This is a genomic window from Rheinheimera aquimaris (assembly GCF_020531985.1).
GTDB classification, from domain to species: Bacteria; Pseudomonadota; Gammaproteobacteria; order Enterobacterales; family Alteromonadaceae; genus Alishewanella; species Alishewanella aquimaris.
Genome location: NZ_JAJAVQ010000003.1, coordinates 646,317 through 671,163, shown reverse-complemented (window position 1 = coordinate 671,163; position 24,847 = coordinate 646,317). Strand labels below are relative to the sequence as shown.

Sequence of the window (24,847 nt, the reverse complement as noted above, 5' to 3'; positions counted from 1 at the left end):
ATTGGAATTGCTACACCCGTCTGACGTTCAACAATGGCAGCGGGTGTATCTTGCTGCCAACAGTTTTGAAGCCGGTTTGGTACGGGGTTTACTGCAAAGCGCAATCATTCTGGTTGATACGCGGGGCGAGTACCTGGCTGGTGCCGCCGGCGAACTACCGTTAAATGATATCGGTGTACAACTTTGGGTACCGCAGCAGCAATTTAGCGCTGCACAGCGTATAATCGCGCAATATCTACAACAATTACAGCATGAACCTGCGCAGTGGCTTTGTCGTTGTGGCGAAGTGAACTACCAGAGTTTTGATATTTGCTGGTCATGTCTTCAGGAAAAAGATGAAATCAAAAGCGAATAACTTCCAGACGATGCGCGAGCTGAGCTTTTATCAACAGGCCGCGATTGCTGCAACCTTGCTGGAGCGTATGCTGCCTAATTATCAATTGTTTGCTGAGGTGACGCAAAGCGGTGATGCTGAACTGCCGCGGCATATTCTGACGTTGATCTGGGAGTGGTTAACCGTAAAGAAGGCGAAAATAAACTTTGCCAAGTTGTCAGAAGAGCTTGAGGTTATTACGCCGGAAATTAGCCACTACGATATTTTTGGGGTTTACCCGGCTGTTGATTGCGCCACTGCGCTGGATATGATGTTAAGTGGCATTTCGCAGCAGGATGCAGGCGAGTTTATTAATGTGGCAAAAATCTCCCAGGCCTCTGTAGCCCGGCTTATCGAGCACGAAAGTATCGATGATGATATTACAACCGAGGCAGAGCTAAAGAAAATTGTGCGTGAGCATCCGCTAATGCAATACGAAATGGAGTGCCTGGCTGAGCTGATAGACTTGGTGAAACCACTTAAGCAATTCGGCCGTGAAGAACGACAATTACTGCAAGGTTGGGTAAAAGAGCAGGGACTGACTAATTTGGGTATGGAGCTCGAGCAGGATTAACCCAAACGGCGCGGTAGCTAGCCGCGCTGATACAACCTGTACGCCAGCTGCCCTGCAACTTTTTCCTTCAATAACCGCCAATTAGCAGGCAGTTGCGCTATTGGCAGTTCTTTTTCTGTTTCCAGATAAATCAGCGCATTGTCTGCCAGCCAGTTATATTGCTCCAGTAACTGGCAGCACGGCAGGGCCAGATCCTTACGAAAGGGTGGGTCGATAAAAACCACGTCAAACCGGGCAGAGGCCTCAGTGTTTAAGTAGCTTAAACTGTCCTGCTGAATGACGCTGGCATTATTGCAATTGAGTTTGCTGATGTTGTGCTGCAGTTGTCTGGCTTGTGCCGCTTCACGTTCAATCAGGGTTGCACTAATTGCATGGCGCGATAGTGCTTCAAATGCCAGGCTACCGCTGCCGGCAAAGCAGTCAAGTACCGCTGCGCCGTCGATATCATGCATCAACCAGTTAAACAGGGTTTCTTTCACCCGGTCAGTTGTGGGCCTTAGCCCTTCTGCGTCCAACACTGTTAACTTTCGTCCACGCCATTGCCCGCTAATAATTCTGACTTCGCCAGGCGCGCCTGACACAGCGGCCTGGCGCTTGCCTGGGCGTTTTGCTGCTGATTTTAGCTGTTTCATCTAATCCGTTTTGCCTTTAACACAAAGGTGTTAGTATAACGGCCAAGTTTACCTGAGTTTTTATCTGCATACACTTGGACTTATGAGCAAAAAAAATAAACTGTTTTCCTGGCTTGGTCTGGGTAAAGACGAACAGCCAGAGCAAACGCCTGCGCCTGAGCAAAATGAGCATGTTGTCAACCCGGTTGATGAAGTCGCGCAGCATGCTGCTGAACCTGAAGTCACTGCGTCTGAAAGCCCGATTGTCACCACTGAGCCGATAGAGCAAATAATGCCCGTGGCTGAACCGGTTAAAAAAGCCGGATTTTTTTCCCGCTTAAAGCAGGGCCTGGCAAAAACCAGCCAGAGCCTGGGCGCCGGTTTGGCTGGTTTGTTTAGCGGCCGCAAAATAGATGATGAACTGTATGAAGAGCTGGAAACCCAGTTGCTGTTGGCTGACGTTGGTGTCGATACTACGCAGAAATTGATCCGTCAGTTGGAGCAGCATGCTGATCGCAAAGCACTGAAAGATTCTGCGCTGTTGTTTGATAAGTTGCAGCATGACATGGCTGCATTGCTGCAAGATGTTGAACAACCGCTTACTCCGGTGAACCCGGCTGGCCCCTTTGTTATTCTGATGGTTGGCGTTAATGGCGTCGGTAAAACCACCACTATCGGTAAGATGGCTCAGCAGTTTAAGCAGCAGGGTAAATCGGTCATGTTGGCAGCCGGAGACACTTTTCGCGCGGCAGCAGTCGAGCAACTGCAGGTATGGGGCGAGCGCAACCATATTCCGGTGATTGCCCAGCACACTGGAGCTGACAGTGCATCGGTGATTTTTGATGCTTATCAGGCGGCTAAAGCGCGTAAGGTAGATGTGTTAATTGCTGATACGGCGGGCCGTTTGCAGAACAAAGCGCATTTGATGGAAGAGCTGAAGAAAATTGTCCGGGTACTGCAGAAAATTGACCCGGCAGCACCACATGAGGTGATGCTGACATTAGATGCCGGAACCGGCCAGAACGCGTTAAACCAAGCGAAGGTGTTTAATGAAGCTGTGCAACTGACCGGTATCAGTTTAACCAAGCTGGATGGTACGGCAAAAGGCGGTGTGATTTTCGCGATAGCCGATCAGTTTAAATTGCCACTGCGCTATATCGGCGTGGGCGAAGGTATTGATGATTTACGCGTATTCAACAGTCAGGACTTTATCCGCGCGTTGTTTAGCAGGGAAGTATAAAGATGCTGGAGTTCGATCAGGTCAGTAAAAGTTATCCGGGTGGCTTTGTTGCACTGGACAGAGTGAGTTTCAAGCTGGAGAAAGGCGAAATGGCTTTTCTGACCGGGCACTCTGGCGCCGGTAAAAGTACCTTACTTAAACTGATTAGCCTGATTGAACGGCCCAGTGTCGGCAAAGTGTTAATCAATGATGTGGACCTTAGCCGTATCCGCCGTGCGCATATCCCTTATGTGCGTCGGGATATTGGCATTATTTTCCAGAATCACCGCTTATTAATGAACCACACCGTATTTGATAATGTTGCACTGCCGCTGGTGATTGAAGGCTTCAGCGGTAAGGATATGGTGAAAAGGGTACATGCTGCGCTGGATAAAGTGGGGCTGTTGGATAAAGTCCGTTGCCTGCCGCATACTTTATCGGGCGGGGAGCAACAGCGTGTTGGTATTGCCCGTGCAGTAGTAAATAAACCACCACTATTACTGGCCGATGAGCCTACCGGTAACCTGGACCCGGATTTATCCAAAGACATTATGCAGGTATTTGAAGCCTTTAATCAGGTTGGGGTGTCGGTATTGGTAGCGACGCACGATTTAGGACTGGTTGCCCGCATGAAGTACCGTACGCTGACACTGCGGCAGGGAAAAATGATCAATGATGGTTTGCTGCAGTATGAGGAAGCCCCGCTATGAGTATTCTGTTTTCCGGCCGTGTCAGCAGTGGTGCGTCTGATCATAAGCTGGGGTTAGGCCGGCGTTTTGTGATGTTCTGGGTTAACCATGTGCGCCAGGCACTCTTCAGTTTAGGCGAGCTATGGCGTACGCCCTCGGCGTCAATACTGACTATAGGTGTGCTGGGTGTTAGCCTGACCTTGCCGGCTACGTTGCATTTGCTGGTAAAAAATGTGCAGCAGGTCAGTGACAGTTTTACGCAGGCAGCTGAAATCAGCCTGTTTATCCGTGAGGGTACCAATGCTACTCAAATCAGCAGCCTGCAAAAAATTCTGCAGGCTGACAGTGATATTGCCCGCGTAACTCATATCAGTAAGCAGCAAGCACTGGCGGAATTTGGTGCAGTCAGTGGTTTTGGCGCGGCACTTAATTACCTGACTGAAAACCCTTTACCTGATGTGCTATTGGTACTGCCAAAAAATACCAGTGCAGACAGCGCACGTCAGTTGCTGGAGCGGTTATCAAAAGAGCGTATTGTAGAATTTGGCAAACTTGATATTGACTGGCTGACGAGGCTTGATGCGATTGTCAGCCTGTTACGGCAGGCTGTATTAGTCATAGCAGTGTTGCTGTTAGGTGCAGTGCTGTTAATCATCGGCAACACCATTCGCTTATCTATTATGAATAAGAAAGACGAAATAGAGGTGATGAAGCTGGTAGGTGCAACCGATGCTTTTATTCAGCGGCCTTTTTTGTACAGCGGTATCTGGTATGGCGTATTTGGCGGTTTACTGGCGTTTCTGATTGTTGAAGCCATGCTGTGGTGGTTGCAGGGCGCTATCGCCAGTGTTACATCGCTGTATGACAGTGAGTTTAATCTAATGTCGCTGAGCATGGGCGAGTTTTTCAGCCTGATGTTACTGGCGGTACTGCTTGGCCTTAGCGGTTCTTACCTTTCTGTCCGGCGGCATATCAGTGCCATTGAACCTACCGGCCCTTAATAGCATTTAATTATTACATCTGAATTTTTAGAATAAGCAGATCTAAAAACTGCCGCAACTAAAATTAGCACTCTCTGTCAAAGAGTGCTAATATCGGTTCACTTAGTTTAGGACAGGACACAAAAATGAGCGATTCAGCAGAAATGATGTCGTTACCGGTAGCCGCCAGCAGCAGTCTGGAAGCTTACACTCATGCTGTCAGTTCCATTGCTATGCTCAGCGCAGAAGAAGAGCGTAGCCTGGCCGAACGCCTGCATCAGAATGGTGACTTAGAGGCCGCCCGTCAGTTGATTATGTCGCACCTGCGTTTTGTCGTACATATTGCCCGCAGTTATTCTGGTTATGGTTTGCCGGTCAGTGATTTGATTCAGGAAGGTAACATCGGTCTGATGAAAGCGGTTAAACGCTTCGACCCCAGCGTGGGTGTGCGTCTGGTATCGTTTGCTGTGCACTGGATCAAAGCTGAAATTCATGAATATGTGTTGAAGAACTGGCGCATTGTTAAAATTGCGACGACCAAAGCGCAGCGCAAACTGTTCTTTAACCTGCGTAAGGCGAAAAAGCATTTAGGCTGGTTTAATCAGGAAGAAGTGAAAAACGTCGCTGAATCACTGGGCGTGGCAGAGCATGAAGTACGTGAGATGGAAGCACGTATGAGTAACTATGATATGCCGTTTGATGCGCCGGATGAAGATGACGAAGCCGCCTACACTGCACCGGTATATTATTTAGAAGACAAAGCCTCAGACCTGGCACACCGGGTAGAGGAAGATCAGTGGGACAACGCTGCCACAGACAGACTACAGGCGGCTATGCGTACCCTTGATGACCGCAGTCAGGATATTATCCGCGCCCGCTGGTTGGATCACAACAAGCTGACTCTGCAAGAGCTGGCAGATCGCTATAATGTGTCTGCAGAACGTGTGCGTCAGCTTGAGAAAAATGCCATGAAGAAGTTACAGGCTGCAATGAGCTGAAACGTATTCACAAAATAAAAAAACCGCCAGCAGGCGGTTTTTTTATGCTTACTTCTCAGCTTATTCTTCGTCGCTGTCAGCTTCAATAATGACCGGAATAGGTTTGCCCATACTGGTCAGGATCTGCCGCACTTCTGTCGGGATTTGATGTGGGTTGTCTTTGCGTAAATCTTCATCGGCAGGCAGTGGCTGGCCGGTAAAAGCGTGTAAAAAAGCCTCACACAGCAATTCGCTGTTAGTCGCGTGTCGCAGGTTATTTACCTGGCGGCGTGTACGTTCATCGGTCAGTACCTTTAATACGTTCAGCGGAATAGATACGGTGATTTTTTTTACCAGTTCTGATTTTTTACCGTGTTCCGCGTACGGGTGAATATATTCCCCATTCCACTTAGCCATATGGTTACCTTGTATTTAGTCATTATGTTGTATTGCTTGCGCAAGTGCCGAAATTCTATCTTGTTATGCCGCTCAGTCAAATAGTGTGCAGTAAATAATCATTATAGACGGCTAAATGGTTTGACATCTTTATTTCTATCATTATACTTTTAGACGTCTAAACATCTAAATGAGGTTTCCCATGTCAAAGCGTCAAGCCGCGACCATTGCTGCCCGTGCCGGTATAGCTCAGGACACTGCCTTTGGCGCAGTGACGCCGCCACTGTATTTAACCTCAACCTATGAATTAAAAGCTTTTAAGCAGCCGGGCCAATACGATTATTCGCGCTCAAATAATCCTACCAGAGATTTACTGGCCGAAACCCTGGCTGAACTTGAAGGCGGCGCTAAAGCAATTGTTACCAGTACCGGTATGTCTGCCTGCTTACTTGCGCTGCAGTTGCTGACACCGGACGATACTCTGGTTATCCCGCATGATTGCTACGGCGGCAGCTATCGCCTGTTTACTAATCTGGCGCAGCGCAAACACGCTTTCAAATTAGTTATTGTTAACTTTCAGCAGCCTGGCTGGGCAGAGCAAATCCGGTCGACAGGGGCAAAGATGATTTGGCTGGAAACGCCATCAAACCCTCTGCTGCAAATTACCGATATTAAAGCTGTCTGTGAGCTGGCGAAAAGCCTAGCTGCACTGGTGGTGGTTGATAACACCTTTTTATCTCCGGTACTGCAGCAACCCCTGGCATTAGGTGCGGATATTGTTGTGCATTCAACTACCAAGTATATCAATGGCCATAGCGACATTGTTGGCGGGGTACTGATATGCAAAGACCAGCAACAGGGGGATGAACTAAAGTGGTGGGCCAATTGCCTGGGTATCACCGGAGCGCCGTTTGACTGCTATATGACGTTACGTGGTTTGCGCACGCTGGAGCCGCGTTTGCGCTTGCAGCAGGAAAATACTACCAAAGTCGTCGCCTTTTTGACTAAACAACCGCTGGTTGCAAAAGTGTATTACCCGGGGCTGGAAGATCATCCCGGCCATGCTATTGCTAAATCACAGCAACGTGGCTTTGGCGCTATGTGCAGTTTTGATCTTGCTGCGAATGCCAGTGTACTGCCGGTATTTTTTTCTGCGTTACGTCTTTTTACGCTTGCGCAGTCATTGGGCGGTATTGAAAGCCTGATTTGTCACCCAGGCAGTATGACGCATGCTTCTATGGACGCAGCCGCCCAGCAAACTGCTGGTATCGGCCCGACGTTAATCCGCCTGTCAGTTGGTATTGAGAATGTCGATGATCTGTTGGCGGATCTACAGCAGGCGTTCAATGCAGTAGCCGGCGCTGTCGAAAACACGGTTAACCAGGCAGCACCCGTTACAGCAAACACGTCCAATGAACAACAGCAGTTCCGGTTAAACCCGGCACTCAGTGCTTTCTGGTAAAAAACGATGCTTAAAAATGCAACGCAAACGCAGCTAAATACTACGCAGGTTCATAAATTTGGCGGCAGCAGCTTAGCCAGTGCCGCCCGGTTTAGTGCGGTGGCTGATATTATTCAGCAGCAAGATCCGCAACACCAACTGTGGGTTGTTGTCTCCGCGCCGGGTGATACGACAGATACTTTACTGCATATTATTGCCTGTGCGGATGATACTGTCTCACGTGATCAGGCACTTACTGCTTTACAAAAACAATTGCAGCAACTTATTACTGCGGCATTGCCTGCAGCTGATGCCACTGAAGTCAGCGTTAAACTGAAACACTGGTTGGCAGAGGTACCGGATGCGCTAACACAGAAGCGCTTTAACGATGTACTGGCGATCGGCGAGCTGGTATCTACCACGTTATTAAGTGCTATTTTACGGCAACGGCAGCTTAGTGCTACTGCACTGGATGCTCGTGATTTTTTGCGTTTAAAGCGACATCAGCCAGACTTAACACAATCAACAGCTTTGCTGAGCACATTAACTTTGCCTGGGCATATACATGTTGTGACCGGCTATATTGCGCGTGACGAAAAAGGCCGCAGTATTACCCTAGGCCGCAATGGCAGCGATTATTCGGCCACGCTGGTTGGTGCTTTGGTAAATGCTACTGAAGTCACCATCTGGACAGATGTGAAGGCAATTTACAGTGCCGACCCACGTAAAGTCGTTGCAGCCATACCCTACCAACAGGTGAGCTGGCATCAGGCGTGTCAGTTGGCCCAACTGGGCAATCCGGTGTTGCATGCCCGTACCTTGGCACCGCTTAGCGGCACGCAAACAGCTTTGAGGGTTCGCAGCAGTTACGAGCCACAATTGCCAGGTTGCCGTGTTGTACAGCAAGTTGCTGGTAGACAAAGTTTTATAACTGAACTCAACGATGTCACCCTACTGACACTGCACTCTGATATTGCACTTAGTGCCGAGCGGCTGGCACTGGAGCTACAACAGCCGGTGATTTCGCTGCCGCAGCAAGGTGATAACCTGTGCTGGCTGCTGCCGACTGCATGTGCCGAGCAAGCGCTTGCTTGCTTAGCCGACGCTGATATTCATGCGGTGTGGGATACGCAGCGCTACTGCGCTTTAGCATGGTTAAAAGGTGCCGATCCAGTGTTACCTGCTCAGGCTGATAGCGTGTTGCAGCCACATGCCGTGTTGCACCGCTATGAAAATGAACAGCAAGTGATTTGGTTATTGGCACGACCACTAAGCAGCGACGTATTGCAGCAAGTACATCAACAACTGATCCCACACACCCCCTCGTTGAGGGTAGTGGTAGCAGGTACCGGCAATGTCGGCACAGAGTTCCTGTCAATGCTGATGGTGCAACAAAAGCGTCTGAGTACTAAAGTACAGCTGCAACTGGCTGGTGTACTGAATTCCAGACAAGCACTGTTGGCAGATAATTTAGACATCAGTCAGTGGCAGCTTTTGCTGGCGCAAAGCGATAGTTGCTGCCCGCAGCAACTATCTGCCTACCTGACTGCATTGCCAGAACCCAAAGTGCTGGTTGATATTACCCCTAGCCAGGCTTTTGCCAGGTTATATCCAGACTTTATCGCTGCCGGCTGCGACATTATCAGCGCTAACAAGCAGGGAGTTACTTTGCCTGAGACTGAATACCTGCAAATCAAGCGAGCCGGACAGTTCCACAACAAGCAATGGCTAACCAATACTACCTGTGGTGCAGGTATTCCGGTGCAGCGCACGCTGCAGGAACTTATCAGTGCCGGCGATAACATTACTGAGGTCAGTGGTATTTTCTCCGGTACGCTGTCCTGGTTGCTGTGTCAGTTTGATGGTAGCAAGCCATTTTCTGACTTCGTGCTGGATGCCCGTCAGGCTGGCCTGACAGAACCTGATCCGCGCGATGATTTATCCGGCAAAGATGTGCAGCGTAAATTGCTGGTGTTGGCCCGCGAGCTTGGTATTTCGCTGGAACTGGATGATATCCGGCTACAGCCTTTACTGCCGGTAGGACTTGAAAACGGCAGCTGGCAGGACTTTTGGGCCAGACGCAGCTTACTCGATGCTGAGCTGGCACAGTTGCTGACCCAAGCTAAGGCAGGCGGAAAAGTGCTGCGTTATGTAGCTTGTTTATCAATCCGCAACGGCAGCGTCCGGGCTGATGTTTCGTTACAGCAGGTATCAGCCGGGCATGCACTGGCCGCTATCGCGCCTTGTGACAACGTTTTTGTTATCCGCTCTGACTGGTATAACGACAATCCTTTAGTGCTGAAAGGACCGGGAGCAGGCAAAGTCGTGACAGCAGGCGGTTTGCACACCGATCTTGCTGTGCTGGTTAATCAACTTACTGGCAAAACTAAGCTGCCAGCTGTACTGACGTAAAAAGAGAATGACTATGGCATTTGCAAATGCACAATATTTAGAAGCAATTAACCGCAACCTGCAAGATATCGATGGCAAGGTTAACGTCAGTTTCGAGTTTTTTCCGCCTAAGACCGCACAGATGGAACAAACATTGTGGCAGTCTATTGAGCGCTTAGCGCCGTTAGCACCGTCTTTTGTATCGGTAACCTATGGTGCAAACTCGGGTGAGCGGGATAGAACCCATGACATTATCAAATCGATAAAGCAGCGTACCGGCTTAATTGCCGCGCCGCATTTAACTTGCGTTGATGCGACGAAACAGACACTGGTCGATATAGCCAAAGATTACTGGCAGAACGGTATCCGGCATATCGTAGCGCTGCGTGGCGACTTGCCACCGGGCAGTACCGAAAAGCCTGCGCTTTATGCTGCGGATCTGGTGGAGATACTGCGCTCTGTCGCTGATTTTGATATCTCAGTGGCAGCTTACCCTGAAATACATCCGGAAGCGCCGAATGCCCAGTTCGATCTGCTTAACCTAAAGCGCAAGGTCGATGCCGGCGCGTCACGTGCCATCACGCAATTTTTCTTCGACACAGAAAAGTTTTTACGTTATCGCGATCGCTGTGCGGCAATTGGTATTGATGTCGACATTATTCCGGGCATTTTGCCGGTGACGAATTTTCAGCAGTTACAGAAGTTTGCTGCATTGACCAATGTGGCCGTACCGCAATGGATGCACAAAGCCTATGAAGGGTTAGAGAACGATGCGGCCACCCGAAATCTGGTGGGGGCCAATATCGCGATGGAAATGGTGAAAGTGTTAAGCCGGGAAGGAATAAGCAATTTTCATTTTTATACGTTAAACCGCAGTGAGTTAAGCTACGCTATCTGTCATTTGCTTGGTGTCAGGCCACAAATCGCCGTTTAAGGCTTATCAGAACAGTAAATGCCCGCTTTATTGCGGGCTTTTTTGTTAGCAAGGCGACTTTCGTCGACTTGGCGCTTAAACATATTTCGGGTAATCTGGGCGATGGTATTGCTTTAGCAATTGCTTAATCAACAGGGATGCGTTGCGATGTTTGAAGTGCTTGGACGCTGCTTTTATCTGCATAGTTACGTGAGCTTTGCGCTTAGGCTTAGGCGAACATCTACAGCTTTTAGCATTTTTCTATTATTGTTGGCGTCAAGCGCTGGCGCTGGTCAAGCCAAACTAAGCCATTATTTCCAGGAAAGCTGGACAACCCGTGACGGCTTACCTCACAACACTATCAATAGTATTACCCAAAGTAACGACGGCTATTTGTGGCTTGGAACCTGGGAAGGTGCTGTCCGCTTTAATGGCCGTGAGTTCAAAGTGTTTGGCCGCGGCCCTGTCACCGGGTTGCCTGACTCTGGTATCCGGTTTCTTGGCACCGACAATCATGGCGACGTGTTGCTCACTGGTGCAAGAGGTGGCGTAAGTAAACGCACTGAAACCGGTTGGGTGAGCTGGGCGCCCTACAACGTGCTGTTAAATGCGATAGCGGAAGATCAGCACGGTGCTTTATGGCTGGCCAGTGAAGGCCTGGGCTTGTTCCGGCAACAGGTCGATGGCAGTCGCCAGCAATATACTCAAGTGCAAGGTTTGGGCAGTGATGTTGTACACAGCCTTCAGCTTGATGAGCAAGGCCGGCTGTGGGTAGGAACCGGCCGGGGATTATTCTGGCTGGATACTAATCTGGCAGAGCCTCAAATACATAAAGTTGCGGATTTGCCCGCAGTACCGGTATTTGCACTTCGTCAATACGAAGACAGTATGTTGATTGGCACTGAGCGCGGATTGTTTACCCTTAATCAGGGAGCGACCCGGCTGTTCTCTGCTGCTTTAGCAAATATGCCGGTATCGGCGCTATTGGTACAAAATAAATTCATCTGGATAGGAACCACCGATCGCGGGCTGTTACGTTTTGGTGATCAGGGGCTTGAAACGTTAAGCATGACTGGTGGTTTACCTAATAATCGTATTTTATCGTTGTTCCTCGATCGTGAAAAAAGCATCTGGGTTGGCACCAATGGTGGTCTGTTCCGTCTCAGAGATGCCCCTTTTGTTACCTACACTGCGGAAAATGGCCTCGCCGGAGATTATGTCAGGGCCGTGCTGGCGCACTCTGATAACACCTTATGGGTTGGCACTAGTCAGGGGCTCACGGTACGTGATGAAACGGGTTTTACCACTCTGGACTTGACCGCTGCAAGCAAAGGACAGTCTGTGCTGAGTCTGACAGAAGCTCAGGATGGAGCAGTCTGGATTGGTACTTATACGGATGGTGTGTTGCGCTACCAGAACGGTGTTGTAACGCACAAGTATGACCGTAACACGGGCTTGCTGGCGAATGAGGTGCGGGCAGTTTTACCTGAGGCAGATGGCAGTCTCTGGGTAGGCACCGGGCAGGGGTTAAACTTCATCAGTAACAGTGGGGTGCTTAGTTTCACAACAGAAGATGGCTTACCCACCCCTTTTGTTATGGCGCTTTATAAACACAGCGATGGCAGATTGTTTATCGGTACCGGCGGCGGCGTCGCAATAATGCAACCTTCTGGCACGATCAGCGCGCTCGATTTTAGCGGACTGGACGGTGCCGAGTATGCTTTTGGCTTCGCCTCTGATCCGCTAAGCGATATTTTGTGGATGACAACAGACAGAGGGCTGGTGGCTTATCATCTTAACTCCGGACGGCTGCAAATCATCGGACGTGAAGCAGGCTTACCCTTTGATAAGGTGTTTCAGGCTGTGGTAGACCGCGATAATAACATCTGGCTTAGCAGCAATAGGGGCGTGATACGGCTGTTAAGGGCGCAAGTGGACCAATTTCTTGCCGGTGAGCGACCGACGGTGGATTACGAGTTGTTTGGCGAAAGTGATGGTATGCAAAGTGCCCAAACAAATGGCGGTTCGATGCAGGCTGCTACGTTGTCAGCCGATGGCAGCATTGTGTTCGCGACATCAAAAGGTGTCAGCGTTATAAAACCAGATGATTTAAAGCGCTTTGCTGTCAATGTTCCTCCTGTTGTGGTTGAAGGAATAAAAGTCGATGGCAGTCCGGTACCACTGCAGCAGGAAATACAATTGCCAGCGGGTACCCACAGGCTTGAGCTGCAGTTTGCCGGCCTCGGGTTTATCATGCCGCAACGTATACAATACAGCACTAAGCTAAATGGCTTCGATGACAACTGGGTCGAACGGGGCAGTAACAATACAGCTGAGTATACCAACTTGCCTCCGGGGCACTACCGGTTTTCCGTAAGGGCTGCATATCCACAAGGCAGCTGGAGCGAACATGACGCCAGGTTTAGCTTTGTGATCCTGCCACACTTCTGGCAACGGGCAGATTTTTGGACTGTTGCTATTCTGGCCGTCATATTATTGACCGGGCTTTTAGTGCGCTGGCGCTTGCAGGCTCTGCGCAGGCGTGAACAGAGGCTACTGTGGCAAGTGGCAGAAAAAACTGTAGAGCTGCAGCAGCAAACTGATCATCTGCGCGCTGTGGACAAACAACGTTCTGAACTAATGCTGCAAATTAAGCAGCAGGCCGAGGAGTTTGAACAACAGGCACGATTGGATGCGTTAACGGGGTTAGCAAACCGCAGGGCTTTTGATGAAGCGCTGACAAGAGAATGTGCCCGCTCACGCAGAAGCGACCAGCCTTTGTGTCTGGTGCTGCTGGATATAGACCACTTCAAGCTGGTTAATGATACCTTTAGCCACAGCATTGGTGATGAAATCTTAAAACTGGTAGCCCGGGTTATATGCGGGCTTTGCCGGGCAAATGATACTGTTGCCAGGTGGGGAGGAGAAGAGTTCGCAATTTTGTTGCCAGACACCGATCTAAAAGCGGCAGCTGAGATTTGTGAACGGATAAGGCTGGCAGTCATGCAAATAGATTGCTCTGAGTTTTCTGTCGATTTACGTATTACCGCCAGCATGGGCATTGCGTGCTACGCCGGTGAGATTCATCACGATAAATTATTGTCGCGCTCCGATGCGGCTTTGTACTGTGCGAAGCAAGACGGCAGAAATAGGATAAATATCGCAGAGTGAATAAGTCATTTTGTATAAAAATTCATAAAAACAGAATAATAATTCTTGAAACTGCATGAGGGCCGTTCTACACTAGCGGCTGTTTCGTGCTATACCTATACGTTATTTAGTTCCTGAGAGTCGTATTCAATGTTATCAACTGACAAATCTGTATCTTTAGTTCGTAGTATCGTATTGGGCGCTGCTGGCTACAGCGGGGCTGAGTTGGCTGTAATCTTAGCGCGTAACCCTTATTTTGAACTGGTTGGCGCTTATGCATCGGCTGGCCGTGCCGCAGAGCCATTTTCTTCGTTATATCCCCGGTATAAGCAGCAGTTGGATATGCTGGTGCAACCCTGGACTGATGAGCTCGCATCAGGGTTAAAAGACAAAGTAGATGTTGCTTTTCTGGCGTTGCCACATGAGGCCAGTGAGGCTGTTACGCCGTTATTGTTGGCGCAGAATATCGATGTTGTTGATTTATCCGGTGCTTTTCGCCTGAAGCAACCGCAGCTTTATCCAAAATACTACGGCTATGAGCATCAGCATCCAGAGTTGCTGGAAGAGGCGGTTTATTCGTTGATGGAGTGGCAACACACGTCATTGCCGCGGTTGATTTCAGTACCAGGTTGTTACCCCACAGCATGTTCACTGGCACTGCTGCCGTTGATTAAAGCAGGCTTAATTGCAGACTGCTGTGTTCCGGTAATTAATGCCACCAGCGGTGTATCAGGCGCAGGCCGTAAAGCGGCACTTAACACCTCATTTTGCGAAGTTGGCTTAAATGCCTATGGTTTTTTTAAGCACCGCCACCGGCCGGAAATTGAACAGAACCTCGGACGCAAAGTGGTATTTACGCCACATCTGGGCAATTTTAAACGCGGCATTCTGGCGACCAGCGTAGTGACGTTAAAAGCCGGCGTGGACGCTGCTCAGGTGAATGCGGCCTTCAACGATGCCTATGCCGGCAAAGCCCTGATCAGACTGGTATCACATTCGCCTAGTGTCGCTGATGTGGCTGGTACACCGTATTGTGATATTTACTGGCAGCAGGATGGTGAGCAGCTTGTTGTCGTGTCAGCGATTGATAACCTGTTAAAAGGCGCTGCTGCCCAGGCGATGCAAGCGGCCAATGTGCGGTTTGGCAAACCTGAAACGGCTGGTTTATTTAGTGGGGTGGCACATGAATAAGACGCCACTGGTGTTAAAAATGGGCGGGCGTCTGTTACAGGACGACGCTGCACTTGATGCTTTATTGGCAGTGTGTGCCGAGCTTAAGCAGCAATACCCTTTAGTGTTAGTGCATGGCGGCGGTGATCAGGTTGATCAATGGCTGGCAAAGTTTGGCTTTCATACCGAAAAACTTGACGGCCAGCGCGTGTCTCCTGCTGAGCAAATGCCGGTTATTGCCGGGGCACTGGCCGGTGCAGTGAATGCACATATGGTGGCAAGAGCTTCACTGCAGGCGCTGAAACCTGTTGGCCTGACATTGTCAGCTGGCAACAGCTGCCGTTTTGAACTTAATACAAAGTTAGGTTCTGTCGGCGTGGCCAAACCACAGGACGGCACTTTACTTAACGGTTTGCTGCAAGATGGTTTTACGCCGGTGTTTTGCTCTATTGGGCATGGCGAAACGGCGCAATTACTTAACGTTAACGCTGATTTAGCCGCCGCTGCGATTTGCCAGTTGGTGCAAGGTCAGCTGGTGTTGTTAACAGATGTTCCTGGCATTCTGGATGGTGCAGGTAAGCTGATTAACGAATTAAATAGCGCCCAGGCTGCGGAATTAGTGCAGCAAGGCGTGATAAAAGGCGGTATGAAGGTAAAGCTTGATGCCGCTTTGGACACCGCACAGGCGCTGCGACGAAGTATCACCGTAGCGGGCTGGCAACACCCGCAGGATTTGTTAAATCTGATGCGACAGCAAGCAGTAGGCACGCGCATCGTCTGTTAATCCCTTAAACAAGGATGCCGCACTGGCGGCAGGTCGATCGAAAAAATGAGTAAACTGAAACAATTATTGAGTCTGGCTGAATTAAGCCCGGCAGCGCTGAGTGATTTACTGAATTTAGCGCTGGATGTAAAACAACACCCGGAAAAATACACTCAGGCCCTGGCGGGTAAAAGTATAGCGCTGATTTTTGAGAAGCCCTCGCTACGTACCCGTGTCAGTTTCGATGTGGGGATCTATAAATTGGGTGGGCACAGTGTTTATCTGGACCAGCAAAATGGTGCCATGGGAAAACGCGAAACGGTGGCTGATTTTGGCCGTAATCTGGCCTGCTGGACTGACGCTATCGTCGCGCGGGTGTTTTCTCAGCAAACACTGGAGCAACTTACACAAGCCAGCCATAAACCGGTGATTAACGCGTTAAGCGACTTATATCATCCGTGTCAGGCGCTGGCTGACCTGCTGGCATTAAAAGAGCGCTTTGGTGAGTTAAATCAGGTGCATCTGGCCTATGTCGGTGATGGCAACAACGTATGTCACTCGTTAATGATTGGCGCTGCGCTTAGCGGTATGCGCATGACAGTGGTGACACCGCAGGGGTTCTCACCGGATGCGCAGGTGCTGCTGCAGGTGCAAAAAATAGCGGCAACGACCGGTGCTGTGCTGGAACTTAGCCCGCACTTATCTGCAGCCGCCGGTGCAGATGCTATTTATACCGACACCTGGCTGTCGATGGGCGATAAAGCTGATCCTGCCGAAATAGAACGTATATTCAAACCATACCAAATTAACACTGCCGTTATGCAGCGTCTGGCAGTGAAGTATTTTATGCATTGTTTACCCGCGCACCGTGAGCATGAAGTGACCAGTGAAGTGCTCGACAGCGACGCGTCTCTTGTTTTACTGCAGGCGGAAAACCGCATGCATGCCCAGAATGCCGTATTAATCAGTTTATTTGCGTGAGGATATCATGAGTATTAAAAAAGTTGTTTTAGCCTATTCCGGCGGTCTGGATACTTCGGCTATCGTGCCTTGGTTAAAAGATAACTATAACTGTGAAGTTATCGCCTTTGTTGCCAACGTTGGTCAGGGCGATGAAGAGCTGGCAGGGGTAGAAGAAAAAGCCATTAAGTCTGGTGCCAGTAGCTGCCATATCGTCGATTTACGCGAAGAGTTTGTCAAAGAGGTTATTTACCCGACATTAAAAACCGGTGCTGTGTATGAAGGCCAGTACCTGCTGGGTACTTCAATGGCGCGTCCTGTTATTGCCCGTGCTCAGGTAAAGCTGGCGCTGGAATTAGGTGCTGATGCGCTGTGTCATGGCTGTACTGGTAAGGGTAACGATCAGGTGCGGTTTGAGGGCGCTTTTGCAGCGCTGGCCCCGCAGCTGAAAGTGATCGCACCGTGGCGCGAGTGGCAGTTTAATTCCCGTCAGTCATTGCTGAACTATCTGGCGGAGAAGAAAGTGCCAACGACAGCATCTGCCACCAAAATTTATAGCCGTGATGCTAACCTGTGGCACATTTCGCACGAGGGTGGCGAGTTGGAAAACCCATGGTGCGAGCCATCTGAACAGGTTTGGATGTGGACTAAATCACCTGAGCAGGCACCGGATCACGCGGCCTATGTTGAACTGAGTTTTGTTAAAGGTGAACTGACTCAAATCAATGGCAATACCATAGCGCCTGTTGCTGCTATTGAGCTGCTGAATGAGATTGGCTCAGAGCATGGCGTTGGCCGTATTGATATCGTCGAAAACCGTCTGGTTGGTATGAAATCACGCGGCTGTTATGAAACACCTGGCGGCACTATTCTGATGGCTGCATTGAAAGGGCTGGAAGCGCTGGTATATGACCGCACTTCTTTGAAATACCGTGAAGAAGTCGGTCTGGAGTTTGCGCAGCTGGTCTATGACGGCCGCTGGTTCACACCGCTGAAAGACGCTTTATTGGCAGCTGCCACCTCGTTGGCAGAACAGCTGACCGGTGATGTAGTGATCAAGCTGTATAAAGGCAATGTCACGGTAGCGAAGCGTCGCTCACCTAACTCTCTGTACTCAGAGGCGTTTGCAACCTTCGAAGGTGATGAAGTGTATAACCAGAAAGATGCAGCAGGCTTTATCCGGTTGTACAGTCTGGCCAGTCGGATCCGCGCGCTGCATCAGCAACAAAAGGATTAATGTTATGGCGATGTGGGGCGGACGTTTTCAGGAAGCAACACTGGCAGAGTTTCGTGATTTTAACGACTCACTTAGCTTTGACTATCTGTTGGCGCAGCAGGATATTCAAGCATCACGTGCCTGGGCGCAGCAACTGGCACAGGCCGGCATCATCACTCAGAGTGAAGTTGACCAGCTGGATTCGGCGCTGGCTGATTTAGCAGTTGCAATAGATACTGATCCTAAACTACCGCTGCAAACCAGCGAAGAAGACATTCACAGCTGGGTTGAGGCTCAGCTGACAGCGAAGCTCGGGGCGGTTGCCAAGAAACTGCATACCGGGCGTAGCCGTAATGACCTGGTTGCAACAGATTTACGCTTATGGAGCAAGCTGAATGCTCAAACCGTGCGCCAGTCATTACTTGGCGCTATCGCTGCGTTACTGAGTTTTGCCGAACGTGCCGGCACTGATGTCATGCCGGGTTATACCCACCTGCAGCGGGCGCAGCCGGTGCTGGTCGCGCACTGGGCATTAGCTTACGTCGAAATGTTTAAGCGCGATGTGAGTCGGCTGGACGATGCGCTAGCACGTATGGATGTTTGTCCATTAGGGTGCGGTGCCTTAGCCGGTACAGGTGTCGCGGTTGACCGTGTGGCGTTAGCACAGAGTTTGGGGTTTGCCAGCGCGGCGTTAAACAGCCTGGATGCGGTGTCTGACCGTGACTACGTAGTAGAGTTGTCGGCTGCGGCCAGTATCTGCATGACACATTTATCACGCTTATCAGAAGATGTGATTTTTTTCTGCTCCGGCGAGGCAGGCTTTTTCAAACTGGGTGATGCAATAAGCTCTGGCTCGTCGCTGATGCCGCAGAAGAAGAACCCGGATGTGTTTGAGCTGCTGCGAGGCAAAACCGGCCGTGTGCTGGGCCATCTGGTAGCGATTTTGCACGTATTGAAAGGCTTACCCTTAGCGTACAACAAAGACATGCAGGAAGATAAACAGGGCTTTTTCGATCTGATGCAGACCTGGCAACAATCGTTGCTGGTGTTGGCAACTGTACTGCCGCATTTAAGTGTTAACGTGCAGCAGTGTCGTCAGGCCGCTGAACTCGGTTATAGCAACGCAACAGATTTGGCTGACTATCTGGTGAGCAAGGGCATGCCATTTCGTGACGCACATGAAGTGGTAGGTGAGTTGGTGGTGTATGCGGCAAAACAACAGCAGGCACTCGAAGCCTTAACGCTTGATGAGTTTACACAGTTTAGCTCGCTAATCAGCGAAGATGTTTACCCGGCGTTACAACTTGATGCGGGTTTACTGAAACGTGCCGCACTTGGTGGTACCGCACCACAACAGGTTCTGTCTGCGTTGCAGCAGGCTAAACAGTGGTTCGAATCTGTTTAAACAATGAGTATGCTTAAACAAAAAAGCCCGCTTAGCGGGCTTTTTTATCAGAATAATTCGACTTCCTGTTGTTTCTCTTCAGGCTTTTTCTGCTGAGCTTTGTCGAAACTTATCTGCTGAACATCAGTGCCAGCATATTGTGTGGGCTCAGTGCCTGGCTTGAAGTACTCAAAGGTGCTGGTGTAATCAGTACGGCGGCTGAGCAAGCCACTTTGCAGATCAATCCGTACCGATGCCAGACCAACTGGTGGCGGCACTGGCTGCTCTGGAATGCTCTCTAGCGCCGTTTGCATATAATCGAGCCACGCCGGCAACGCGGTGCGGGCACCGGATTCAGCACCGGCACTCTGTTGCTGGCCCATATTGGCATGCCACTGAGCGCGGCCAAGGCTGCGGTTAGCATCGTCAAAACCAACCCAAACAGTTACCGCTAAATCAGGTGTAAAGCCGGAAAACCAGGTATCTTTTGAATCATTAGTTGTACCGGTCTTTGCTGACAGATCGCGTCGTTTCAGTTTTTGAAGGCGCCATGCAGTGCCGTTCCAACCTGTACCGTGCTGCCAGCTGCCTCCACCCCAAACACTGCTTTTAAGTGCATCGGCTATGAGAAAACTATTTTGCTGTGAAATCACCCGTTCAGCCTGGCGGGGTTCGGTCTGCGCTAGCGAAATGCTGTTCTCAGAAGCAGTCTTATCCTGTGCCAGCTCATTAAACAGCTGCCCCAGCTGGGCTTCGGCGTCTTCTTTAACGGGTTCAGCAGTAGTTTGCTCAGGAGGCGTGCAATCCTGACACACTGTAGCCGGATTATGCTGATACAGGACATTTTGCTCGTCATCGACGACTTTTTCTATCACGTACGGTGTCACCAGGAAGCCACCGTTAGCAAAAGTGGCATAGCCTGTTACCAATTCCAGAGGCGTCAGTGATGCAGATCCTAAAGCTAAGGTTTCATTGCGCGGCAAGTCGCTGGCCGCAAAACCGAAGCGCTGCAGATGCTGAATGGTATTGTCAATACCAACTCCGCGCAGCAATCTGATTGACACCACGTTTTTAGATTTAGCCAGCGCTTCTCTGATGCGAATCGGACCATCGTAAACAGCGGGTGAGTTCTTTGGCCGCCAGGCAATACCTGCGTTGTCGTCCCACTGATGGATAGGAGCATCGTTCATGATTGAAGCCAGGGTGTAGCCGTTTTCCAGCGCTGCTGAGTAAACAAAAGGTTTTATGTTAGACCCAACCTGACGTTTAGCCTGGGTAACCCGGTTAAACTGACTCTGACTGAAGCTGTATCCACCAACCAGCGAGCGTAGTGCACCATTATGTGGATCGATAGCAACAATGGCACTGCTGGCTTCCGGTATCTGGGACAGGCGGCAGTCACCATCTTGTTTACGGATCAGTACATGCATGCCGGGTGCTAAAATGGCAAATGCTGCTTTAGGTGCCGTACCCTGACGTTCATCATTGATAAAGCGCCGCGCCCATTTTAGCCCCTCCCAGTTCAGTGTTATTTCCTGACCACCTGCCATCAGTAAGGTGGCACTTTGAGCCTGAACAGCGGTGACAACAGCCGGACGCAAATCTTCCAGGCTGCTTTGTGTATCGAGATAGGCGAGTATGTCTTCACGTGACAGGGGGTCTGTTTCGTTAAACAGCGGCTCTGCGTCTTCTGCTTCGTTGAGTTGAGACTGCCACAATTGTGCAACCGGTCCGCGATAGCCATGGCGTTCATCATAATCGTACAGGTTTTGCTGTAACGCCCGCTTAGCAGCAGCCTGCTGCTTGCTGTTTATTGTGGTATAGACTTTCAGCCCGGCTGAATAGGCTGTTTCTTCGCCAAACTGATTAACAACTTCCTGCCGCACCATTTCTGCGATATAGGGTGCAGATGCGGTTATCTGAGCACCGTGCAACCGGCTGGTAACAGGGGCTTCTATTGCCTGTTGATAAGCCGCTTTATCAATTACACCGATATCCAGCATACGGCCAAGTACGACATTGCGTCGGGCGCGGGCGTTGCTTGCTGAGCGAACAGGGTTGAGTGTCGATGGGGCTTTAGGTAAACCAGCTATAATGGCTATTTCGTCGACTGTCAGGTCGTGAACTGTTTTGCCAAAGTAAACCTGAGCTGCAGCGCCAACCCCGAAAGAGCGTTGCCCCAATTCTATTTTATTTAGATAAAGCTCAAGGATTTGATCTTTCGTTAACAGCTGCTCTATATGAATTGCTAGGAATATTTCTTTGATTTTTCTGACAATTTTCTTCTCGCGGCTCAAGAAGAAATTACGGGCCAGCTGTTGCGTAATGGTGCTGGCACCCTGACTGAAATCGCCTGATGATGCAACAACCGTCATCGCCCGGAAAATACCAATAATATCGATCCCGGGGTGTTCATAAAATCTAGTATCTTCAACGGCTAAAAATGCCTGAACTAATAAAGGAGGCATTTCTTCCAATTTTAGAGGAATACGGCGTTTTTCACCAAACTGAGAAATAAGCTCTCCATCAGCGGTGAAAACCTGCATTGGCGTCTGCAATCTGACATCCAGCAAGGTTGTAACGTCCGGGAGATCATCTTTCAGGTAAAAATAGATCCCAGAGATCGTTACTACACCAAGAAGGATCATGGATAGACAGAGTATTAAAAGTTTTTTAACCCAAGACACTGAATAACCCCAATTTTTACTCCCAATTCCTTTACAACGCTGCTAGTATATATTTATTAGCTTTAGATTAAACGCTTTTTCTTGCCAAAAATTAGCGACTAAGCTATCAATGAGACAATAATCATAACTATAAAATGGCCGCAGGAAGCTATGATAAATCGCCTGTTCAGTAAACAAACACCGATGATGGTGGGGATCGATGTCGGTGCACACTCTGTGAAGGCTGTATTACTCAGTCAGCACAGCGGCGTATGCAAAGTTGAAGCATTCGCCGTAGAGCCCATGGTTAAAGGTGCAATGTCAGATCGTGAGATCCAGGACATTGAAGCCGTTGGTAATGTGCTCAGTAAGATCCGTAAGAAGATCCCCCGCTCAGTTAAATTTGCCGCCGCCGCTGTTTCCGGATCTACCGTGATCAGTAAAGTCATTTTCATGGATGTGTCCTTAACCGATGCTGAACTTGAGAGTCAGATTGAAGTTGAAGCGGATACGCTGATACCGTACCCGCTGAATGAAGTCAGTCTCGATTTTGAGAAGCTCGATGTTAACGATGCTGATCCCTCAAAAGTAAATGTATTACTCAGTGCCGCCCGGACTGAAAGTATAGAGGCCAGAGTCGCAGCGTTGGATAATGGTGGTTTTACGGCTAAGGTCGTTGACATTGAAAGCTATGCATTAAGCCGTGCAGCTGAGCTGTGCCTGAAACAGTTACCAGATGATGCAGCAAATAAAGTCGTAGCGATGGTCGATATCGGTGCCACTATGACGCTGCTTAGTATTATCGAGAATGGTAAAACTCTCTACACACGTGACCAGGTGTTTGGTGGCGATCAATATACCCGCAGTATCCTGTCTTATTACAACAAGAGTTATGAAGAAGCGGAGTTAGCTAAGGTAAATGGTGATTTACCGCCTAACTACACCTTTGAAGTATTGGCGCCTTTTCAGACGATGCTGTTACAACAGGTTCGCCGTGGCATTCAGATGTATCTGACCAGTAGTGGTAGAGACGCAGTTGATTATCTGGTGATTTCCGGCGGTACTGCGCTGATTGAAGGTATAGATAAATTACTGATTGACGAGTTGGGTATCCACACTGTTGTTGCCAATCCTTTCAAGTCGATGGAGGTGGCTACCTCGGTTGACCGTGAGCAACTCAACCGCCACGCTTCACAGTTGATGGTTGCCAGTGGTTTGGCGTTAAGGAGTTTTTCGTCATGGCATATATAAACTTACTGCCGTGGCGTGATGCTGCGCGCAAAGAACGGCAGAAACAGTACCTGACAATACTGACAGCCACTGCGGTGCTGAGCTTTTTACTGGTTTTTCTGGTGAATATGGTATACAGCGCCCGTGTTGAAGGGCAGCTACAGCGTAATAACTTTCTGCAAAACGAGATCAAAATTCTCGATCAGCGCATTGCTGAGATCCGCACGCTAAATGATACGAAAAAGAGTCTGCAACAGCGCATGGCGCTGATTTCTCAGTTACAAGGCAGCCGGAATCTGGGGACTCAGATAATGGATGAAATTGCCAGTGCTGTCCCAGCTGGTGTGTATCTGACTCAACTTGAGAAAAAAGGTACTTCTTTGCTGCTAATCGGTAAGAGCGAATCGAATAACCGTTTGTCGAATATGCTTCGGGAAGCGGAGGAGTCTGAACTGTTATCAGAACCTTACCTTGAGTTTATTGAAGCGGGTAAAGATTCTGTCAGTTTACTCAGTAATTTTAAAATGCACCTGACTGTTAAAGGCTATGAGGCTGTGCAGGGGGCTGATACTCCGGCTAAACCTGCAAACGGAGGTGCGAAATGAGCTTGAATATTAATTTGTCCGAGATCGATATTAATGATCTTGACCTCGAGAATATGGGGTCTTGGCCGGCGGGCGCGAAGATTATATTCGCAGTTATTCTGGCGATTTTGGTTTCTGTTTTAAGCTATTTTCTGCTGGTCGATAGCAAAATTGATGAACTGACTGTAGCTGAAAGTAAAGAAGTTGAATTGCGCCAAGTTTATCGTACTAAGTATGCCCAGGCAGTAAATCTGGATTTGTATAAGCAGCAAATGGTCGAAATGGAGCAGACGTTCTCATTTTTACTGAAACAGCTGCCAACGACTCATGAAACCCCGGGGTTACTGGATGATATTACCTATGTAGGTACAACCAGCGGTTTAACTTTCATTCGTATTAACTGGGAGCCAGAGATCGAAAAGGAATTTTATACCGAACTGCCGATAAAAATTGAGGTAATTGGTGATTACCACCAGTTCGGCAATTTTGTTAGTGAGGTAGCCAAGCTTCCACGTATTGTTAGTTTGCACGATTTTTCTATTACAACTGAAAAAGACGAACGTCTTCGTTTCAATGTTGTGGCCAAAACCTACCGCTACAAGGAGGTTCAGCCATGAACAGGCGTTTAACAGTAATTGCACTGACGTTGATGTTGACCGGTTGTTTTAACGATATAAGTGATGTGCAAAATTACATCGCTGAAGTCAAAGCAAACACAAGAGCCCGCGTAGAACCTTTACCCGAGGTTCAGGAGTTTGAGCATATACCTTATCGCTCTCAGGATGCCCGCAGCCCGTTTTCAGCTCCGCGGCCAGAAGCGATACAGGATAAATTTTTACAGGTGCAGGATTGTTTACACCCTGATCCTCGTCGCAGGAAGGAACCGCTGGAAAAGTACGCCGTCGATAATTTAAAGATGCGCGGTACTTTGGGCGATATAGGTAATATCTGGGCACTGATAGAAGCATCAGATAAGACATTGCACAGAGTAACGCTGAATAATCACGTTGGGTTATTTCATGGCCGTGTTATTAACGTAGAGCCGACTCATATAGAGTTACTTGAGTTAATTCCGGACGGCGCGGGTTGCTGGAAAGAGCGGACGACAATGTTGCAGATGGCCGATGCGTCTTCTGCTGCAAGTAATTGATAGGTATGCG

Annotated in this window: 22 protein-coding genes; 19 read left to right on the top strand and 3 right to left on the bottom strand. The window is 49.3% G+C overall.

What is annotated here, in order from left to right; genetic code table 11:
- Position 1 precedes the first annotated feature (1 nt).
- Together LHL18_RS12305 and LHL18_RS12300 are read left to right on the top strand one after the other, a co-directional pair.
- On the top strand, positions 2-355 hold the full coding sequence (locus LHL18_RS12305) for a putative signal transducing protein (protein WP_134052056.1): 354 nt from the start codon (positions 2-4) through the stop codon (positions 353-355).
- Complete coding sequence (locus tag LHL18_RS12300) at positions 336-947, top strand: YjaG family protein (RefSeq protein ID WP_134052054.1); 612 nt, start codon at positions 336-338, stop codon at positions 945-947. Before LHL18_RS12305 ends, LHL18_RS12300 begins: the two co-directional genes overlap by 20 nt.
- Positions 948-964: 17 nt before the next feature.
- On the opposite strand, the gene rsmD is transcribed toward LHL18_RS12300, so the two are convergent.
- Positions 965-1,579, bottom strand: a complete 615-nt coding sequence (gene rsmD, locus LHL18_RS12295) for a 16S rRNA (guanine(966)-N(2))-methyltransferase RsmD (RefSeq protein ID WP_226767296.1) — start codon at positions 1,577-1,579, stop codon at positions 965-967.
- Between the two features lie 271 nt (positions 1,580-1,850).
- Between rsmD and ftsY the strand changes: the two genes are divergently transcribed.
- From ftsY to rpoH, 4 genes are all read left to right on the top strand, one after another.
- Positions 1,851-2,798 carry a signal recognition particle-docking protein FtsY gene (gene ftsY, locus LHL18_RS12290; RefSeq protein ID WP_404817936.1) on the top strand — a complete coding sequence of 316 codons (948 nt, stop codon included), beginning with the start codon at positions 1,851-1,853 and terminating at the stop codon, positions 2,796-2,798.
- Positions 2,799-2,800: 2 nt separating this feature from the next.
- Positions 2,801-3,487 carry a cell division ATP-binding protein FtsE gene (gene ftsE, locus LHL18_RS12285; protein ID WP_134052048.1) on the top strand — a complete coding sequence of 229 codons (687 nt, stop codon included), beginning with the start codon at positions 2,801-2,803 and terminating at the stop codon, positions 3,485-3,487.
- Positions 3,484-4,467 carry a permease-like cell division protein FtsX gene (ftsX, locus tag LHL18_RS12280; protein ID WP_226767294.1) on the top strand — a complete coding sequence of 328 codons (984 nt, stop codon included), beginning with the start codon at positions 3,484-3,486 and terminating at the stop codon, positions 4,465-4,467. The genes ftsE and ftsX overlap by 4 nt, the downstream gene beginning before the upstream one ends.
- 125 nt (positions 4,468-4,592) lie before the next feature.
- Complete coding sequence (gene rpoH, locus LHL18_RS12275) at positions 4,593-5,444, top strand: RNA polymerase sigma factor RpoH (RefSeq protein ID WP_134052044.1); 852 nt, start codon at positions 4,593-4,595, stop codon at positions 5,442-5,444.
- A gap of 60 nt (positions 5,445-5,504) precedes the next feature.
- Here the strand turns inward: rpoH and metJ are convergent, their stop codons facing one another.
- Entirely contained in the window at positions 5,505-5,840 is a 336-nt protein-coding gene (metJ, locus tag LHL18_RS12270) for a met regulon transcriptional regulator MetJ (protein ID WP_027670223.1), read from the bottom strand.
- A 181-nt stretch (positions 5,841-6,021) separates the two neighbouring features.
- On the opposite strand from metJ, the gene metB reads away from it, so the two are divergent.
- The 9 genes from metB to argH all read left to right on the top strand — a co-directional run bounded on the left by metB (position 6,022) and on the right by argH (position 19,228).
- A complete protein-coding gene (gene metB, locus LHL18_RS12265; protein ID WP_226767293.1) occupies positions 6,022-7,281 on the top strand; it encodes a cystathionine gamma-synthase in 1,260 nt (419 codons plus the stop codon).
- Between the two features lie 6 nt (positions 7,282-7,287).
- Positions 7,288-9,672, top strand: a complete 2,385-nt coding sequence (metL, locus tag LHL18_RS12260; RefSeq protein WP_226767292.1) for a bifunctional aspartate kinase/homoserine dehydrogenase II — start codon at positions 7,288-7,290, stop codon at positions 9,670-9,672.
- 13 nt (positions 9,673-9,685) lie between these two features.
- Positions 9,686-10,585 carry a methylenetetrahydrofolate reductase gene (gene metF, locus LHL18_RS12255; RefSeq protein ID WP_226767291.1) on the top strand — a complete coding sequence of 300 codons (900 nt, stop codon included), beginning with the start codon at positions 9,686-9,688 and terminating at the stop codon, positions 10,583-10,585.
- A 246-nt stretch (positions 10,586-10,831) separates the two neighbouring features.
- Complete coding sequence (locus tag LHL18_RS12250; protein ID WP_226767290.1) at positions 10,832-13,735, top strand: diguanylate cyclase; 2,904 nt, start codon at positions 10,832-10,834, stop codon at positions 13,733-13,735.
- Between the two features lie 129 nt (positions 13,736-13,864).
- Positions 13,865-14,905, top strand: coding sequence for an N-acetyl-gamma-glutamyl-phosphate reductase (gene argC / locus LHL18_RS12245; RefSeq protein ID WP_226767289.1), 1,041 nt, complete (start codon positions 13,865-13,867; stop codon positions 14,903-14,905).
- Positions 14,898-15,668, top strand: a complete 771-nt coding sequence (argB, locus tag LHL18_RS12240) for an acetylglutamate kinase (RefSeq protein WP_226767288.1) — start codon at positions 14,898-14,900, stop codon at positions 15,666-15,668. The genes argC and argB overlap by 8 nt, the downstream gene beginning before the upstream one ends.
- A gap of 45 nt (positions 15,669-15,713) precedes the next feature.
- The gene (locus LHL18_RS12235; protein WP_134052032.1) at positions 15,714-16,628 is read left to right on the top strand and encodes an ornithine carbamoyltransferase; all 915 of its coding nucleotides are present in this window, start codon (positions 15,714-15,716) and stop codon (positions 16,626-16,628) included.
- Positions 16,629-16,635: 7 nt separating this feature from the next.
- Positions 16,636-17,844 (top strand): argininosuccinate synthase, encoded by a 1,209-nt coding sequence (locus LHL18_RS12230; RefSeq protein ID WP_226767287.1) that lies wholly within the window; start codon positions 16,636-16,638, stop codon positions 17,842-17,844.
- Between the two features lie 4 nt (positions 17,845-17,848).
- Complete coding sequence (gene argH / locus LHL18_RS12225; protein ID WP_226767286.1) at positions 17,849-19,228, top strand: argininosuccinate lyase; 1,380 nt, start codon at positions 17,849-17,851, stop codon at positions 19,226-19,228.
- A 47-nt stretch (positions 19,229-19,275) separates the two neighbouring features.
- Here the strand turns inward: argH and LHL18_RS12220 are convergent, their stop codons facing one another.
- On the bottom strand, positions 19,276-21,855 hold the full coding sequence (locus LHL18_RS12220; protein WP_226767285.1) for a penicillin-binding protein 1A: 2,580 nt from the start codon (positions 21,853-21,855) through the stop codon (positions 19,276-19,278).
- A 189-nt stretch (positions 21,856-22,044) separates the two neighbouring features.
- Here LHL18_RS12220 and LHL18_RS12215 point away from each other — a divergent pair, with 189 nt between their 5' ends.
- The 4 genes from LHL18_RS12215 to LHL18_RS12200 are packed head-to-tail and all read left to right on the top strand — an operon-like array spanning position 22,045 to position 24,837.
- Positions 22,045-23,124: a pilus assembly protein PilM gene (locus LHL18_RS12215; RefSeq protein WP_134052024.1), complete on the top strand. Its 1,080-nt coding sequence runs from the start codon at positions 22,045-22,047 to the stop codon at positions 23,122-23,124.
- Positions 23,112-23,708 carry a PilN domain-containing protein gene (locus LHL18_RS12210; RefSeq protein ID WP_134052022.1) on the top strand — a complete coding sequence of 199 codons (597 nt, stop codon included), beginning with the start codon at positions 23,112-23,114 and terminating at the stop codon, positions 23,706-23,708. The genes LHL18_RS12215 and LHL18_RS12210 overlap by 13 nt, the downstream gene beginning before the upstream one ends.
- Positions 23,705-24,304 (top strand): type IV pilus inner membrane component PilO, encoded by a 600-nt coding sequence (locus tag LHL18_RS12205; RefSeq protein WP_134052020.1) that lies wholly within the window; start codon positions 23,705-23,707, stop codon positions 24,302-24,304. Before LHL18_RS12210 ends, LHL18_RS12205 begins: the two co-directional genes overlap by 4 nt.
- Positions 24,301-24,837 carry a pilus assembly protein PilP gene (locus tag LHL18_RS12200; RefSeq protein WP_134052018.1) on the top strand — a complete coding sequence of 179 codons (537 nt, stop codon included), beginning with the start codon at positions 24,301-24,303 and terminating at the stop codon, positions 24,835-24,837. Before LHL18_RS12205 ends, LHL18_RS12200 begins: the two co-directional genes overlap by 4 nt.
- The last annotated feature ends 10 nt before the right edge of the window (positions 24,838-24,847 follow it).

Coding starts and splice junctions, on each gene's coding strand:
- LHL18_RS12300 (WP_134052054.1), top strand. CDS start 336: ATGAAATCAAAAGCGAATAACTTCCAGACGATGCGCGAGCTGAGCTTT.
- rsmD (WP_226767296.1), bottom strand. CDS start 1,579: ATGAAACAGCTAAAATCAGCAGCAAAACGCCCAGGCAAGCGCCAGGCC.
- ftsY (WP_404817936.1), top strand. CDS start 1,851: ATGCCCGTGGCTGAACCGGTTAAAAAAGCCGGATTTTTTTCCCGCTTA.
- ftsE (WP_134052048.1), top strand. CDS start 2,801: ATGCTGGAGTTCGATCAGGTCAGTAAAAGTTATCCGGGTGGCTTTGTT.
- ftsX (WP_226767294.1), top strand. CDS start 3,484: ATGAGTATTCTGTTTTCCGGCCGTGTCAGCAGTGGTGCGTCTGATCAT.
- rpoH (WP_134052044.1), top strand. CDS start 4,593: ATGAGCGATTCAGCAGAAATGATGTCGTTACCGGTAGCCGCCAGCAGC.
- metJ (WP_027670223.1), bottom strand. CDS start 5,840: ATGGCTAAGTGGAATGGGGAATATATTCACCCGTACGCGGAACACGGT.
- metB (WP_226767293.1), top strand. CDS start 6,022: ATGTCAAAGCGTCAAGCCGCGACCATTGCTGCCCGTGCCGGTATAGCT.
- metL (WP_226767292.1), top strand. CDS start 7,288: ATGCTTAAAAATGCAACGCAAACGCAGCTAAATACTACGCAGGTTCAT.
- metF (WP_226767291.1), top strand. CDS start 9,686: ATGGCATTTGCAAATGCACAATATTTAGAAGCAATTAACCGCAACCTG.
- argC (WP_226767289.1), top strand. CDS start 13,865: ATGTTATCAACTGACAAATCTGTATCTTTAGTTCGTAGTATCGTATTG.
- argB (WP_226767288.1), top strand. CDS start 14,898: ATGAATAAGACGCCACTGGTGTTAAAAATGGGCGGGCGTCTGTTACAG.
- LHL18_RS12235 (WP_134052032.1), top strand. CDS start 15,714: ATGAGTAAACTGAAACAATTATTGAGTCTGGCTGAATTAAGCCCGGCA.
- LHL18_RS12230 (WP_226767287.1), top strand. CDS start 16,636: ATGAGTATTAAAAAAGTTGTTTTAGCCTATTCCGGCGGTCTGGATACT.
- argH (WP_226767286.1), top strand. CDS start 17,849: ATGGCGATGTGGGGCGGACGTTTTCAGGAAGCAACACTGGCAGAGTTT.
- LHL18_RS12220 (WP_226767285.1), bottom strand. CDS start 21,855: ATGATCCTTCTTGGTGTAGTAACGATCTCTGGGATCTATTTTTACCTG.
- LHL18_RS12215 (WP_134052024.1), top strand. CDS start 22,045: ATGATAAATCGCCTGTTCAGTAAACAAACACCGATGATGGTGGGGATC.
- LHL18_RS12210 (WP_134052022.1), top strand. CDS start 23,112: ATGGCATATATAAACTTACTGCCGTGGCGTGATGCTGCGCGCAAAGAA.
- LHL18_RS12205 (WP_134052020.1), top strand. CDS start 23,705: ATGAGCTTGAATATTAATTTGTCCGAGATCGATATTAATGATCTTGAC.
- LHL18_RS12200 (WP_134052018.1), top strand. CDS start 24,301: ATGAACAGGCGTTTAACAGTAATTGCACTGACGTTGATGTTGACCGGT.